The sequence below is a fragment of the Altererythrobacter sp. H2 genome (assembly GCF_035319885.1).
In the GTDB taxonomy this organism is placed as follows: Bacteria; Pseudomonadota; Alphaproteobacteria; order Sphingomonadales; family Sphingomonadaceae; genus 34-65-8.
On the sequence record NZ_CP141285.1, the window covers coordinates 1,527,891 to 1,539,868 of the forward strand.

Sequence of the window (11,978 nt, forward strand, 5' to 3'; positions counted from 1 at the left end):
TCTAAAGCGCCCGCAGTGCCTGCGCCGGTTTGGCTCGCAACAGGGGCAGTGACCCGGCCAGCGCGAACACCAGCACGAAGGCGATCCCACCGCCAAGCACGGCGAGGATTTCGCCCCAGTCCGGCAGCCAGTCAAACTCGAACAGCTGGGTGATGACCAGCCAGGCGAGGCCCGTGCCGAGCGCCAGCGCCACGCCCGCGAGCATGGCTGCAAGCAGGCCATATTCGGCCAGCTGCATCAGCAGGATCTGCCGTCGGCTCGCCCCCAGCACCCGCAGCACCACTGTGTCATAGGTGCGTGCAGCGCGGGCAGCGGCAATCGCGCCGACCAGCACTGCCAGCCCTGCCAGCACGGCTACCGAGGCGGCCGCAAACGTTGCCACGCCAACTTGCCCGAGGATCGTCTGCGCCTGCACCAGCACGTCGCCGACCTCGATCACCGAGGTCGAGGGGAAGGCGCGGACCAGCGAGCGCAGAAGTTCCGGGCCCGGTTCCTCGCCGGAGCCCAGTTCGACCGTGGCGGTGAGGTTGTGCGGGGCATCGCGCAGGGTGTTGGGGCTGAACACCAGCACGAAGTTGAAGCCCATGTTCTCCCAGTCGAGCCGGCGCAGGCTGGCGACCTTGGCAGTTCGCTCCACGCCCAGGATGCCGACCGTCACGTAATCGCCGACCTTGAGGTCGATCGCGCGGGCGAATTCCTCATCGACCGAGACGAGCGGTTCGCCCTGGTACATCGGGCCCCACCACATGCCGTCGGTCAGGCTGCTGCCGGGCGGCAGTTCCTCGGCATAGGACAGGCCGCGCTCACCGCGCAGGGGCCAGGCACCGTCAGGGATTTCCTCAAGTTCGGAGACGCGGATCATCGCGTCCTGCGGGCCGTAGGCGAGGATGGCGCCGCGCAGGGTCGGCACCATGTTGATCGCCGCATCGGGGTGCTGTTCGCGCACCAGGTTGGCGAAATCGTCCCCCCGGTCACGCGGGATGTCGAGCACGAAGTAGTCGGGTGCCTGCTGCGGCACGCTGCGTTCGATATTGCCGTTGATGCTGCTCTGGATCGCCGCGAGCAGCACGAACGCGCTGAGGCCGAAGCCGAGCGCGGTGACCAGCGCCCCGGTCGGGCTGCCGGGCCGGTGGAGGTTGGCGAGCGCGTTGCGCAGCAGCGGGTTGGCCGGGCGGGGCAGGGCACCCGCCAGCCGCCTCAGGCCCCAGCCCAGCAGCGCCAGCAGGCCCAGCACCACCGCCGCACCGGCCAGGAATCCGCCTGCCAGCAAGGGGTTGTCCGATGTCACCAGCACCAGGAGGACGATCAGGCCCAGCCCGCCGAGGACCCAGGGCAGGGCGTGCCGGTCACGCGCCAGCGGCGCAACCCGGGCGCGCATCAGCGCCATCGCCGGGAAGCTGCGCGCCCGGATCAGCGGGGTAGCGGCAAAGACCAGCGCCACCAGCAGGCCGAAGGCTGCCGCCAGCAGCAGCGCGCCGGGCGCGAACACGAACCCGGTCTGGACCGGCAGGAGATCGCCCAGCGCCATGCCCAGCAGCGGTGTGACGGCCACCCCGGCGATCAGCCCGGCCAGCGTGCCGACCAGCGCCGCCGCGCCGATCTGCAGGGCATAGATGCGGGCAATGTCACCGCTGCTCGCGCCCAGCACCTTGAGCGTCGCCACGCTGGTCCGCCGGGCTTCGAGATAGGATGACACCCCGCCGCCGATACCAATCCCGGCGATCACCAGTGCAGCCAGGCCGACGAGGGTGAGGAATTCGCCCATCCGGCCGACGAAGCGGTCCGCCCCGGGAGAGGCGCGGTCACGGGTGCGGTAATCGAACCCGGCATCGGGATAGCGTTCCTCGAGTTCTTCCTGCACTTCGGCAGGATCGCGGGGGCCGGGGAAGGCGATGCGATACTTGCTCTGGTAGAGCGCGCCCGGAGCGGTCAGACCTGCCTGCGCGGGCACCGTCTCGGCGACGATAACTGTCGGGCCGAGCTGAAATCCTTCCGACAGGCGGTCCGGCTCGTTGCCGATGACCCCGCCCACGATGAGGTCGGCGGTGCCGACCCGGAACCGATCCCCCACGGCGATGCCCAGCCGGTCGAGCGCGCCCTGGCCGACCCAGGCCTGCCCGGCGGGCGGTGCCCCGACTTCGCGGCCGTCCGTCAGCGTGGCAGTGCCGTAGAGCGGCCAGCGTTCGTCAATCGCCTTGAGTTCGACCGGGGCGGCCTCGTCGCCCGCGCGGGCCATCGCCTGCATCCGGGTGCCGCCCGACAGGGTGCCATAGGCGGCGAGCGCGGCCTTCTCTTCATCGTTGAGGTCACGCTGCCAGACTTCGACCTCCAGATCGCCGCCGAGCAGTTCCTGCCCCCGGTTGGCCAGCTCGTTCTCGATTGCGCCGGTCAGCGTGCCGATCGCGGCCAGCGCCCCGGTGCCGAGAAACAGGCATACAAGCAGCAGGCGCAGGCCCTTGAACCGCGCGTTCAGGTCACGCCGGGCAATGCGCCAGGCGGCGCTCCACGACAGGCGCGGTTCGCTCATGCAGCGGTATCGCTGGCGATTCGGCCGTCAGCCATGGTCACGATCCGGTCACACCGGGCCGCCAGCTCCGGGTCGTGGGTGATGACCAGCAGGGTCGCCCCGGTCTCCGCGCGGCGGGCAAACAGCAGCTCGATGATTTCATGCCCGGTGGCGACGTCGAGGTTGCCGGTCGGCTCGTCAGCGAAAATCAGGCGCGGCCCCGGCGCGATGGCGCGGGCGATGGCGACGCGCTGCTGCTCGCCGCCGGAAAGCTGGGTGGGGTAATGGCCGAGCCGGTGGCCGAGCCCGACCGCGACGAGTTCCTCCCGCGCCCGCTCCTGCGCGCCGCTGGCACCGGCCAGCTCCATCGGCATGGCGACGTTTTCCAGCGCGGTCATGGTCGGCAGGAGGTGAAAGGCCTGGAGCACGATCCCGATCCGGCCGCGCCGGGCGGCGGCGAGCTGGTCTTCGTCCATGGTCGAGAAATCAGCCCCGGCAACATCAAGCGCGCCGCCGCTGGCCCGTTCGAGGCCGGACAGCACCGCCATCAGCGAGCTTTTGCCGGAACCGGATGGGCCGAGCAGGGCGCAGATCGACCCGTCGGCAATGTCGAGGTCGATACCACGCAGGATCTGCACCGGCGCGGCATCGCTGCCGAGGGTGAGGGTGAGGTTGCGGGCGGAAATCGCGGGGGAAGGGCTTGTCACCTGCCTGCGATGGCATAGTTGGGGGGCAAGAGCAAGGAGGCTCGCCGATGCAGTTGTGCCGTCTGTCGATAGTTCCCGCCCTGATGTTCCTTTCCGCCTGTGGTGGCGGTGCGCCGCAGAGCGAGCCTGCCCCTCCCGAGGCGGCAGCGTCGGAGCAGCCGGTGATGGGGCCGGAGCGCCATGTGCTGGCGTTCGGTGACAGCCTGTTTGCCGGATACAACGTGGCGCAGGAAGACAGTTATCCGGCCAGGCTTCAGGCCGCCTTGCGGGCGCAGGGGGTCAATGCACGGGTGGTCAACGCCGGCGTATCCGGCGATACCAGCGCCGCCGGGCTGCAGCGGCTGGCGTTCACGCTTGACGCGCAAGACCCGAAGCCTGACCTCGTGATCCTCGAACTGGGCGGCAACGACCTGCTGCGCGGCCTGTCACCGGCTGAAACGCGGGCCAATTTCGTCGCCATGCTGGACGAGCTGAAAAAGCGCAACATTCCGGTACTGCTGATGGGGATGCGCGCACCGCCCAATTATGGCCCGGAATACCAGCAGGCGTTCGATGCGCTCTATCCGGAGCTGGCGAGGCAATATGGCACGGCCTTCGTGCCGTTCTGGCTGGAATCGATCTATCAGGACCAGGCGTTGTTCCAGCAGGACCGGATTCACCCGACCGAGGACGGGATCGAGGCGCTGGTTGGCGCGACGGTGAAGGATGTGGCCGGGGCGCTTCCGCCGGTGACGGAATAGGGCCGACTTCAGGCCCGCTCGGCCTTGCCCGCTGCAACCATCCACACCGCCGCCTCGTCGCGGATCTCGGCAAAGGGAGCCAGTTCGGTGCCGGTCATCCAGACCTGCGCTGCGCCCTGACGGAGCCGGTCGAACAGGGCCGCGCGGCGCACCGGATCGAGGTGTGCGGCGACTTCATCGAGCAGCAGCACCCCCGGCCGCCCGCGCGCTGCCAGCGCCGCATGGGCTAGGGTCAGCGCGATCAGCATGGCCTTCTGCTCCCCGGTGGAGCAATCGGCGGCGGGCATGGCCTTGCCGGCCATAGTGACGAGCAATTCGTCACGGTGCGGGCCGGTCAGTGTCCGGGCAGCCTGCCGGTCGCGGCGACGGCTCACCGCAAGCGCGGCTTTCAGCGCATCCTCATCGGGCGGTCCACCCGGTTCGAGTGTAATCAGCGGCACCGCGAAGGGTTCACGCGGCAGGGCGGCGAGTTCGGATTCCAGCGCGGCGACGGTCCGCACCCGAGCCTGGGCGATAAGCGCGCCATGACGGCCAAGATGCCGTTCCACCCCGTCCAGCCAGGCAGCATCGGGCTCGCGTTCGTCGGCCAGAAGCCGGTTGCGTTCGCGCAGGGCAGCCTCGTAACGGGCGCTGTGGTGTGCGTGGGCAGGCTCCAGCGCCAGCACCATCCGGTCAAGGAAGCGGCGGCGGGCACCTGCGCTGTCGGAAAAGAGCCGGTCCATCGCCGGGGTCAGCCAGCCGAGGGCAAGCCATTCGCCCAGCGCATTGGCGCTGGTCTCGGCCCCGTTGACCTGCACCCGGCGGCGGGTGGGCTGGTCAGCGCGGGTATAGGTGCCGAGCCGGACGGCCTCGGCCCCGTCACCCTGGCCGAGCGAAGCGCCGACCGAAAACCCGCCAGATCCGTCGAGCTGGGGGAGGTCGCCCAGTGCCGCGCGGCGCAGGCCGCGGCCGGGCGCCAGCAGCGAGATCGCCTCGAGTACATTGGTCTTGCCCGCGCCGTTCTCGCCGACCAGCAGGTTGAAATGCCGGGCACCGTCGAGCGCGGTTTCACGATGGTTGCGAAAGCTGGAAAGGGTGATCCGGTCGAGCGCCATGGCTGCTGCGGCGATAGGAGGGCAGGCCTTCTTGCGCCAGTTCCATTTTGCCGCTCCCAACAGATGGGGAAAAATCCCAACCTTTCGGATCAATGAACAGCGCGATTGCGCGCATTCAGGTCAGGAATGGCGGAATTCCGCCGTTTTCGTGAATTGGCACGGCCCGTGCAAAGCTGTGCATGTCTGGCGGAATGGTCCGCCGGGCAGACAAAACGAAAGGAATTACCCCATGCGTGCGTTCGAAAATCTGAGTGGCCGTGTTGTTGCCGCCCTCTCTTCGCTTGCCTTCTCGGCCTTCTTCTTTGCTGCTGCCATCGTGCCCGCCAGTCCGAACCTGATCGGTTCCGGGATGATCGCATGACCGGCCTGCAGGAGCGACCCGCCGTGAGCGTACCTTCGAAAAGCTTCCGTCTCGACAAGGCCCAGGGCAAGCTCTGGGGCGTCTGCGGCGGGATCGCCAACTACTTCGGGATCGACCCGATGCTGGTCCGGATCGGCTTCGTTGCCGGAACCGTGATCGGGTTCGGTTCGCTGATCCTGGTTTACCTTGCGATCGCCCTGATCGCAGACTGAGGGAGCCCCAGGGGGGCTCCCTCGCACCCCTTTTCCAGATCACGCCCCAGATCACGCCCCCGATCACATGGCGGAAATGCCGCCGTCGAGCTTGATTTCAGCGCCGGTCATGAAGCGGCTCTCCTCGCTGGCCAGATAGACCACCGCATTGGCGATGTCGTCCGGCTCGCCCACGAACCTGAGCGGAATCTGCCGCGCCAGCTTTTCGAGCAGCACGCTCTTGTCGAGGTTGTGGTGCTTGGCCGTCCCGTCGAGGATCGGCGTATCGACAAAGGTCGGATGGATCGAATTGCAGCGGATCCGCATGTTGTTCTTGGCGCAATGCAGCGCGATCGACTTGCTCAGCATCCACACCGCCGCCTTGGATGAATTGTAGGCCGGCATCGTGTCGCTGGCGATCAGTCCAGCAATGCTGGAAATGTTGATGATCGATCCCGGCGCGTGTTCGCGCATCAGCGGCAGGGCCTTCTGGCAGCCGTGGAAGATCGAATCGACATTGACCGCGAAGCAGCGCTTCCAGTCCTCGAACTTGCAGGTCTCGATATTGCCTGCGACGCCGATCCCCGCATTGTTGACCAGCACGCTGAGCCCGCCAAGGTGGTCACGAGCGGCGTCTACCGCCTTCTCCCAGTCCGCCGCACTGGTCACATCGTGCCCGATGGCATAGGCCGTGCCGCTGCCGAACATCTGGTTGATTGCCTCAGCTGTGCTGGCGGCGCCGCTGGCGTTGATATCGGTGCACAGCACCCGCGCCCCTTCTTCCGCCAGCCGCCGCGAATGCGCCGCGCCCAGGCCCTGCGCCGCGCCCGTTACCAGCGCCAGCTTGCCCGCACACCGTCCTTGCCCCGAAACTGACATCCTCATTCTCCCGTTCTTATTGTAGAAAACCCGGCGCCATCAGCATGGCGATCCGCACGTCGACCGCATGGCCCCGCGCGCGCCACTGCGCAACAAATTGCGGCAGTTCGGCCAGCGGCACGCGGTGGACGGTGATGTTCTCGCCCGGGGTGCCGCCACCTTCGCCGACTTTCCTCAGACCTCGCGCCCGCAGCAGGGTGAAGGCTTCGCTGACCATGCCGGGGCTGGAATAGAATTCCCCCAGGCTGACCATTTCTGCGGCGGTGTAGCCTGTCTCTTCCTCAAGCTCGCGCAAGGCGGCGGTTTCGGCGCATTCGCCCTCCTTGCCGTCGTCATCGCCGATCAGGCCGGCCGGGATCTCGAGGCTGATCCGGCCCAGAGGCACGCGGAACTGCTCGACCAGCAGCACGCAGCCTTCATCGTCGATGGCGATGATCGCGGCGGCACGGATGCCGCGCGAACGGCTGGCGTATTCCCACCTGCCCCGGCGCTTGGCGGTCACGAACCGCCCCTGCCACATGATTTCTTCGGGTTCGTCGGATTCGGGTGCGTTCATCCGTCGTGCCTAGACCTCGATCAGGCGGTCCGGCAACTCGTTCACGTCGTTTTCGCTGCGCGGGAAGTGCTGCGCCAGAACCACGCCGACATCGCGCACGCCCGCTGCGATGCCTTCGGCAATGCGCCCCTCGCGGATGTGGACCAGCATGTCGGCCATCGCCTCGCCCCAGACCTCTGCGGGGACGAGCGTGCCGATCGCCTGGTCAGCGACGATTTCCGCGCGGTGCTCCTTGAGTGAGAGGTAGATCAGCACCCCGGTGCGGCCATGGGTGCGGCGTTCAGCCCCGACCTTGAAATGCTTGACCGCGCGGGCATGGACCCGCGCCGTCCTGATCGGGCCGGGCACGGTGGCGAAACGCAAGGCATCGCCCCACAGCAGGGCACAGGTCACGGCAAAGGCGATCATGCCCAGCGCAATGGTCATGCTGGCAAGCTCGCCCACGCTCCAGACATGGCCCCAGCCGCCAAACAGGCTGTCCCACAGGTCAAGGAAGGGATCGGGCAGGGCGGCGAACAGGCTCATCACGGTGAAGGCCGCCAGTGCCGACCAGGCGAGCACGATATCGGTGTAGCCGTCGGTCCGCTCGGCCAGCACGGTCACGATTTCGCCGGCGGTGTGTTCTTCCGCTGCGGCAACCGCTTCGGACACGATCCGGTGCCCGGCTTCGTCAAGATAGCGCATCGCTCTACCAGCCTCCGCTCGCGCCGCCGCCGCCGGACATGCCGCCGCCGAAGCCGCCAAATCCGCCGCCGCCACCACCACCGAAGCCGCCGCCGCCGCCCCAGCCGCCGCTGTCACCATCGGACATGCTGCCGATGATGGCCTTGCCTGCTTCCCACAGGATGATGTCGCCGACCACTCCGCCCACGCCGCTGCGGTAGCGCCGCCGCTTGCCGCCGCGGATCATGGGCAGGATGAAGAAGAAGAACAGGATGGCGACCCAGAACAGGGCGCCGATGGGAAAGCCCCCTTCCGCCGATTCCTGCGCCGCCGCAGCCTCGGCCGCCTCCGCCACGGCCGCGGCGTCGGCCGGGCTGCGGGCGAGGTGCTCAATAATCGCATCGATCCCGGCAGTGACCCCGCCATCGAAATCGCCCGCCTTGAAGCGCGGCGTGATGACGTCGTTGATCACCCGGCCGGACATGATCCCGCCGAAATAGGGGTGGAGGCCGTAGCCGACCTCGATCCGCAGCCTGCGGTCGTCGCGTGCAATCAGCAGAAGCAGGCCCTGGTCGCGCGCCGCGCCGCCGATGCCCCATTCGCTGAACAGCCCGGTGGCGTAGGGTTCGATCGGCGCGCCGTCGATCCCGGGCACAGTGGCCACGATGATCGCCCGCCCGGTTTCCTGGTTGTAGGCCCGCAGCCGCTGGTCAAGGGCCGCCTCGGTTTCAGGCGAAAGGATATCGGCCCCGTCATAGACCGGCCCGGCAGGGCGGGCAGGATAGTCCTGCGCCAGCACGGCGGCGGGCATGAGCGCCGCCGCCAGTGCCAGCAGGAGGACCCGCAGGTTTGCGAGGAAAGGCGTCACCTCAGTTGGCGGCAGCGGGCTGCTGCGCGCCGGTGATCCCGCTCATGTCCACAGTCGGGTTGGCCTTGCTGGCTTCATCCGCCTCGAAGTATTCGAGCGGCTCGGCACCATAGATCACGTTTGCGGCAATGGTGGCCGGAAAGGTGCGGATCTCGGTGTTGTAGTCACGCGCGGCCTCGTTGTAGCGGACCCGTTCGGTGTTGATCAGGTTGTTGGCCTCGTCGATCGCCACCATCAGGTCACCAAAGCGCGGCTGGCTGGCGAGCTGGGGGTAGTTTTCCACCACCGTGCGCAACTGGCCCAAAGCCTGGGTCAGCTGGTTCTGCGCCTCGTTGAAGCGCTGGAATTCCTCGGGGTTCGACAGGTCATCGGTGGTGATGTTGATCGAGGTTGCGCGGGCGCGGGCATCGATCACGCCCTGCAGGATGTTCTGTTCCGAAATGGCCGCGGCCTGGACCACGGAAACGAGGTTGGGGATCACGTCTGCCCGGCGCTGCAGCGCAGTCTCGACATTGCCCCACTGGGCCTTGGCCGATTCTTCCTTGGTCGGCACCGAATTGATGCCGCAGCCGGCCAGGCCGATCGAGGCAATGGCAACAAGGCCGAAACGGCGAACGGATTTCCAGTTCATCGACACAGTTCTCCGCATGGGGCCGGGCGGAATGCTCCGGCAACATCTGTATTGCTCAGGTAGCACAGCGCGCATGCAATTCAAGGAGAGTTGTACGCAATGCGGCTTGGCAGGGTGACGCCATGATGGCACAGGGTCTTCGGGAAATACGTACCAACAAGGGGTTGCATATGCTGTCTGAATTCAAGGCCTTCATCGCGCGCGGCAACGTGATCGACCTGGCGGTGGCAGTGATTATCGGCGGGGCTTTCGGCACCATCGTCACGTCGCTGACCGCTGACATCATCATGCCGCTGGTGGGTGCGATTTTCGGCGGGGTCGATTTCTCGTCCAAGTTTATCCTGCTCAGCGCGCCCGACGGCTATACCGGTTCGATGACCGACTATGCTGCACTGAAGGAAGCCGGGGCGGCGATGATCGGCTATGGCGCGTTCATCACGGCGGTGATCAACTTCGTGATCCTGGCCTTCGTGATCTTCCTGCTGGTGCGCCAGGCCAACAAACTGATCGCCAAGCCCGAAGCGGCACCGGCCGGGCCGAGCGAAGTCGACCTGCTGGCCGAGATCCGTGACCTGCTGAAGAAGTAGCGCAAACCACCTTAGTCACTTCACATTAAGCGGACGCGGCCTATATAGGTCGTGTCCGCATTCGTGCGGGCTATGGCGATAAACTGCAGTGTGCAATAGGCACAGCGGACCCGGGGGCAGTACCCGGCGGCTCCACCACCTCCGGCGGTATCGCGCTGGAAATGCTGGGGCCGAACCAGGATCGACGTGTGTTGAAAAGCACTGTTTTCGCCCGGGCTGAGTAACCCGCATAAGGCTCACAACCCACAAGTGCCAACGATAACGAAGCACTCGCAATCGCCGCGTAATTGATGGGCTAACGCCCTGATATTACAAAGCTAAAAAGCGCGGTTGGACCGACCGGGCAACAGAACGGATACCGGGGGCCCGGGGGAGCCTAGCAACAGAATCCCCCACCCGATTTCCACCACATTCGGCCGATGGCGGCCTGCGAAGGAGCGTCCTCTGCGCTTCCGGTGCTCACGACCTGATGGTCGCTGCGCGCCGGTTCTCGCGGCCAACCCTTCTCGACTCGCCCTCAGCCAAATCTGGAAGGAAGTCGAATTGCGTCAGGCGGCCGAGTTGGTCGCGGATGCAGAGTCCGCCCGCTCCCGTTCATACCTGAGTGCATCGAGGATCTTCGCGCCGCCGAGGAATACTGCACCGCTGCATGCGGCCATCAGCAGCCAGCCGCTCCAGCCGGGATACTGCGTCAGGTAATGGCTGCCGCGGTCCATCGCGCCGAGCGCGAGGGCATAGATGATGAGATAGGCTTCCCATTTCGTCTTGATGACGAACAGCCTTCTCATTTTGCCCAGCATGAACGCTCCCTCTCCGTTAACGCTTATACCCGCAAGCCCCGTGCCAACGGGCAATTTGCGGGCTTTGCGGTGGTTAACGCAAGGGCAATTGTAAGCCCTGCCGACGGGCGGGCAAGCGCGTTAACCCAGTTCCTGCAATTCGAGCGCTGCCAGCAGCGCATTCCGTGCAGCAACAACTGTCCGGACGAGGGCTGGGTTCCCGATGTCGGACGGGTCGATCTGTTCCGGCCATGACCAGGCGATGACGCGCTCGATCAGTTCGGCCTTGCCTTCGCTCAGGAGGAATCGCGGATCGACTGTTGCCGGATCGGCCACCACCCGCAGGCGCAGGCAGGCCGGGCCGCCGCCATTGGCCATCGACTGGCGCACGTCGACCGGGATTACCTGCCGGATCGGGCCGTTTCCTGCCAGCATCCCTTCGCACCATGCCCAGACGGCTGCGTTGTCGTGGCATTCCTCCGGCACCACCAGCGCCATTTCGCCGGATGGCAGGGTGAGCAGTTGCGCGTTGAACAGGTAGCTGCGGATCGCGTCTTCCAGGCTCACCGCGCTTGCGGGGACTTCGACTACCTCCAGACCCGGGAAGGCTTTGCTGATCGTCTCATAGGCACCCTGCTGGTCGGCAAAGGCCAGTTCGTGGGTGAACAGCACCGTGCCGTTGGCAACGGCCACCACATCGTTGTGGAAGGCGCCGGCCGCAATGGCCGCCGGATTCTGCTCGATGAACACGGTCCGCATCGGGTCGAGCCCGTGCAGGCGGGCGACTGCACGGCTGGCCTGCTCGTGCTGGCGGGCGGGAAATTCGCCGCCCTGCCGGCCATAGACGAACACTTCGACCCCCGGGGCGTCATGGCTTTCGCACAGCCGCATGTGGTTGGCCGCGCCCTCATCGCCGAGACTGCCGGGAACTGCATCGTGGACCGCGAAATGGCGCTTGTCGGCAAAGGCAATGGCGAGCTGACGGCGGGTGTCGGGCCATTCCTGCGCGCGGTGCAGCATGGTGGACAGGTTCGCCGGGGTCAGATGGCAGCGCCCGTCGGCCGTATCCGGCGCGGGGCTGACGGTGGCGGCATTAGCAGTCCACATGCTGCTGGCCGACCACGCGGCGGCGAGCAGTGCGCGCTCTGCCGTGTCGTCCACTGCCAGCCGCGCGAGCAAGTCGCCGTTGGGGCGGGGCAGGGGCAGCAGAAAGCCCTGCGCCAGGCCGAGTCCCATGTTGTGGCGCATTTTGGCCAGCCCCTGCAGCGCCGCCGCGCGCGGGTAGGACGGGTCGCCCTTGTGGCTGGCGCTGGCCAGGTTGCCGAGGCTGAGCCCGGCATAGTTGTGGCTGGGGCCGACGATGCCGTCGAAGTTGATCTCGCTTAAGCCCATTTCCAGCATCCGTTCGGTTCGAGC

General features: G+C 66.7%; 14 protein-coding genes and 1 other RNA gene. 5 read left to right on the forward strand and 10 right to left on the reverse strand.

The annotated features are described in order from the left end of the window. Position 1: 1 nt before the first annotated feature. Together U4960_RS07820 and U4960_RS07825 are read right to left on the reverse strand one after the other, a co-directional pair. Positions 2-2,527, reverse strand: a complete 2,526-nt coding sequence (locus tag U4960_RS07820; RefSeq protein WP_324262979.1) for an ABC transporter permease — start codon at positions 2,525-2,527, stop codon at positions 2-4. After that, positions 2,524-3,213, reverse strand: coding sequence for an ABC transporter ATP-binding protein (locus tag U4960_RS07825; protein ID WP_324262980.1), 690 nt, complete (start codon positions 3,211-3,213; stop codon positions 2,524-2,526). Before U4960_RS07825 ends, U4960_RS07820 begins: the two co-directional genes overlap by 4 nt. A gap of 47 nt (positions 3,214-3,260) precedes the next feature. On the opposite strand from U4960_RS07825, the gene U4960_RS07830 reads away from it, so the two are divergent. After that, positions 3,261-3,953, forward strand: a complete 693-nt coding sequence (locus U4960_RS07830) for an arylesterase (RefSeq protein WP_324262981.1) — start codon at positions 3,261-3,263, stop codon at positions 3,951-3,953. Positions 3,954-3,961: 8 nt separating this feature from the next. On the opposite strand, the gene recF is transcribed toward U4960_RS07830, so the two are convergent. Then, a complete protein-coding gene (gene recF, locus U4960_RS07835; protein ID WP_324262982.1) occupies positions 3,962-5,047 on the reverse strand; it encodes a DNA replication/repair protein RecF in 1,086 nt (361 codons plus the stop codon). On the opposite strand from recF, the gene U4960_RS07840 reads away from it, so the two are divergent. After that, positions 5,046-5,408 (forward strand): hypothetical protein, encoded by a 363-nt coding sequence (locus U4960_RS07840; protein WP_324262983.1) that lies wholly within the window; start codon positions 5,046-5,048, stop codon positions 5,406-5,408. The genes recF and U4960_RS07840 overlap by 2 nt on opposite strands. A 23-nt stretch (positions 5,409-5,431) precedes the next feature. Then, complete coding sequence (locus U4960_RS07845) at positions 5,432-5,620, forward strand: PspC domain-containing protein (RefSeq protein WP_416379110.1); 189 nt, start codon at positions 5,432-5,434, stop codon at positions 5,618-5,620. 63 nt (positions 5,621-5,683) lie between these two features. Here U4960_RS07845 and U4960_RS07850 read toward each other — a convergent pair whose 3' ends face one another. The 5 genes from U4960_RS07850 to U4960_RS07870 are packed head-to-tail and all read right to left on the reverse strand — an operon-like array spanning position 5,684 to position 9,196. After that, complete coding sequence (locus tag U4960_RS07850; protein ID WP_324262985.1) at positions 5,684-6,478, reverse strand: SDR family oxidoreductase; 795 nt, start codon at positions 6,476-6,478, stop codon at positions 5,684-5,686. 16 nt (positions 6,479-6,494) lie between these two features. Next, positions 6,495-7,034 carry an NUDIX hydrolase gene (locus tag U4960_RS07855; RefSeq protein WP_324262986.1) on the reverse strand — a complete coding sequence of 180 codons (540 nt, stop codon included), beginning with the start codon at positions 7,032-7,034 and terminating at the stop codon, positions 6,495-6,497. Positions 7,035-7,043: 9 nt separating this feature from the next. Continuing rightward, entirely contained in the window at positions 7,044-7,718 is a 675-nt protein-coding gene (locus U4960_RS07860; protein ID WP_324262987.1) for a TPM domain-containing protein, read from the reverse strand. A 4-nt stretch (positions 7,719-7,722) separates the two neighbouring features. Further along, the gene (locus U4960_RS07865) at positions 7,723-8,565 is read right to left on the reverse strand and encodes a TPM domain-containing protein (protein ID WP_324262988.1); all 843 of its coding nucleotides are present in this window, start codon (positions 8,563-8,565) and stop codon (positions 7,723-7,725) included. A gap of 1 nt (position 8,566) precedes the next feature. After that, positions 8,567-9,196 carry a LemA family protein gene (locus U4960_RS07870; protein ID WP_324262989.1) on the reverse strand — a complete coding sequence of 210 codons (630 nt, stop codon included), beginning with the start codon at positions 9,194-9,196 and terminating at the stop codon, positions 8,567-8,569. A 170-nt stretch (positions 9,197-9,366) separates the two neighbouring features. Here U4960_RS07870 and mscL point away from each other — a divergent pair, with 170 nt between their 5' ends. Together mscL and ssrA are read left to right on the forward strand one after the other, a co-directional pair. Next, on the forward strand, positions 9,367-9,783 hold the full coding sequence (mscL, locus tag U4960_RS07875; protein WP_324262990.1) for a large conductance mechanosensitive channel protein MscL: 417 nt from the start codon (positions 9,367-9,369) through the stop codon (positions 9,781-9,783). A gap of 15 nt (positions 9,784-9,798) precedes the next feature. Beyond that, positions 9,799-10,144, forward strand: a transfer-messenger RNA (tmRNA) gene (ssrA, locus tag U4960_RS07880). A gap of 187 nt (positions 10,145-10,331) precedes the next feature. Here the strand turns inward: ssrA and U4960_RS07885 are convergent. Both U4960_RS07885 and U4960_RS07890 read right to left on the reverse strand, forming a co-directional pair. Continuing rightward, positions 10,332-10,583: a hypothetical protein gene (locus U4960_RS07885; RefSeq protein ID WP_324262991.1), complete on the reverse strand. Its 252-nt coding sequence runs from the start codon at positions 10,581-10,583 to the stop codon at positions 10,332-10,334. A gap of 120 nt (positions 10,584-10,703) precedes the next feature. Then, a complete protein-coding gene (locus U4960_RS07890; RefSeq protein WP_324263080.1) occupies positions 10,704-11,954 on the reverse strand; it encodes an N-succinylarginine dihydrolase in 1,251 nt (416 codons plus the stop codon). Positions 11,955-11,978: the final 24 nt, after the last annotated feature.

Bases quoted from the DNA above. Each gene is read 5' to 3' on its own strand.
- U4960_RS07820 (WP_324262979.1), bottom strand. From the start codon at position 2,527: ATGAGCGAACCGCGCCTGTCGTGGAGCGCCGCCTGGCGCATTGCCCGG.
- U4960_RS07830 (WP_324262981.1), top strand. From the start codon at position 3,261: ATGCAGTTGTGCCGTCTGTCGATAGTTCCCGCCCTGATGTTCCTTTCC.
- U4960_RS07840 (WP_324262983.1), top strand. From the start codon at position 5,046: ATGGCTGCTGCGGCGATAGGAGGGCAGGCCTTCTTGCGCCAGTTCCAT.
- recF (WP_324262982.1), bottom strand. From the start codon at position 5,047: ATGGCGCTCGACCGGATCACCCTTTCCAGCTTTCGCAACCATCGTGAA.
- U4960_RS07850 (WP_324262985.1), bottom strand. From the start codon at position 6,478: ATGTCAGTTTCGGGGCAAGGACGGTGTGCGGGCAAGCTGGCGCTGGTA.
- U4960_RS07855 (WP_324262986.1), bottom strand. From the start codon at position 7,034: ATGAACGCACCCGAATCCGACGAACCCGAAGAAATCATGTGGCAGGGG.
- U4960_RS07860 (WP_324262987.1), bottom strand. From the start codon at position 7,718: ATGCGCTATCTTGACGAAGCCGGGCACCGGATCGTGTCCGAAGCGGTT.
- U4960_RS07870 (WP_324262989.1), bottom strand. From the start codon at position 9,196: ATGAACTGGAAATCCGTTCGCCGTTTCGGCCTTGTTGCCATTGCCTCG.
- mscL (WP_324262990.1), top strand. From the start codon at position 9,367: ATGCTGTCTGAATTCAAGGCCTTCATCGCGCGCGGCAACGTGATCGAC.
- U4960_RS07885 (WP_324262991.1), bottom strand. From the start codon at position 10,583: ATGCTGGGCAAAATGAGAAGGCTGTTCGTCATCAAGACGAAATGGGAA.
- U4960_RS07890 (WP_324263080.1), bottom strand. From the start codon at position 11,954: ATGGGCTTAAGCGAGATCAACTTCGACGGCATCGTCGGCCCCAGCCAC.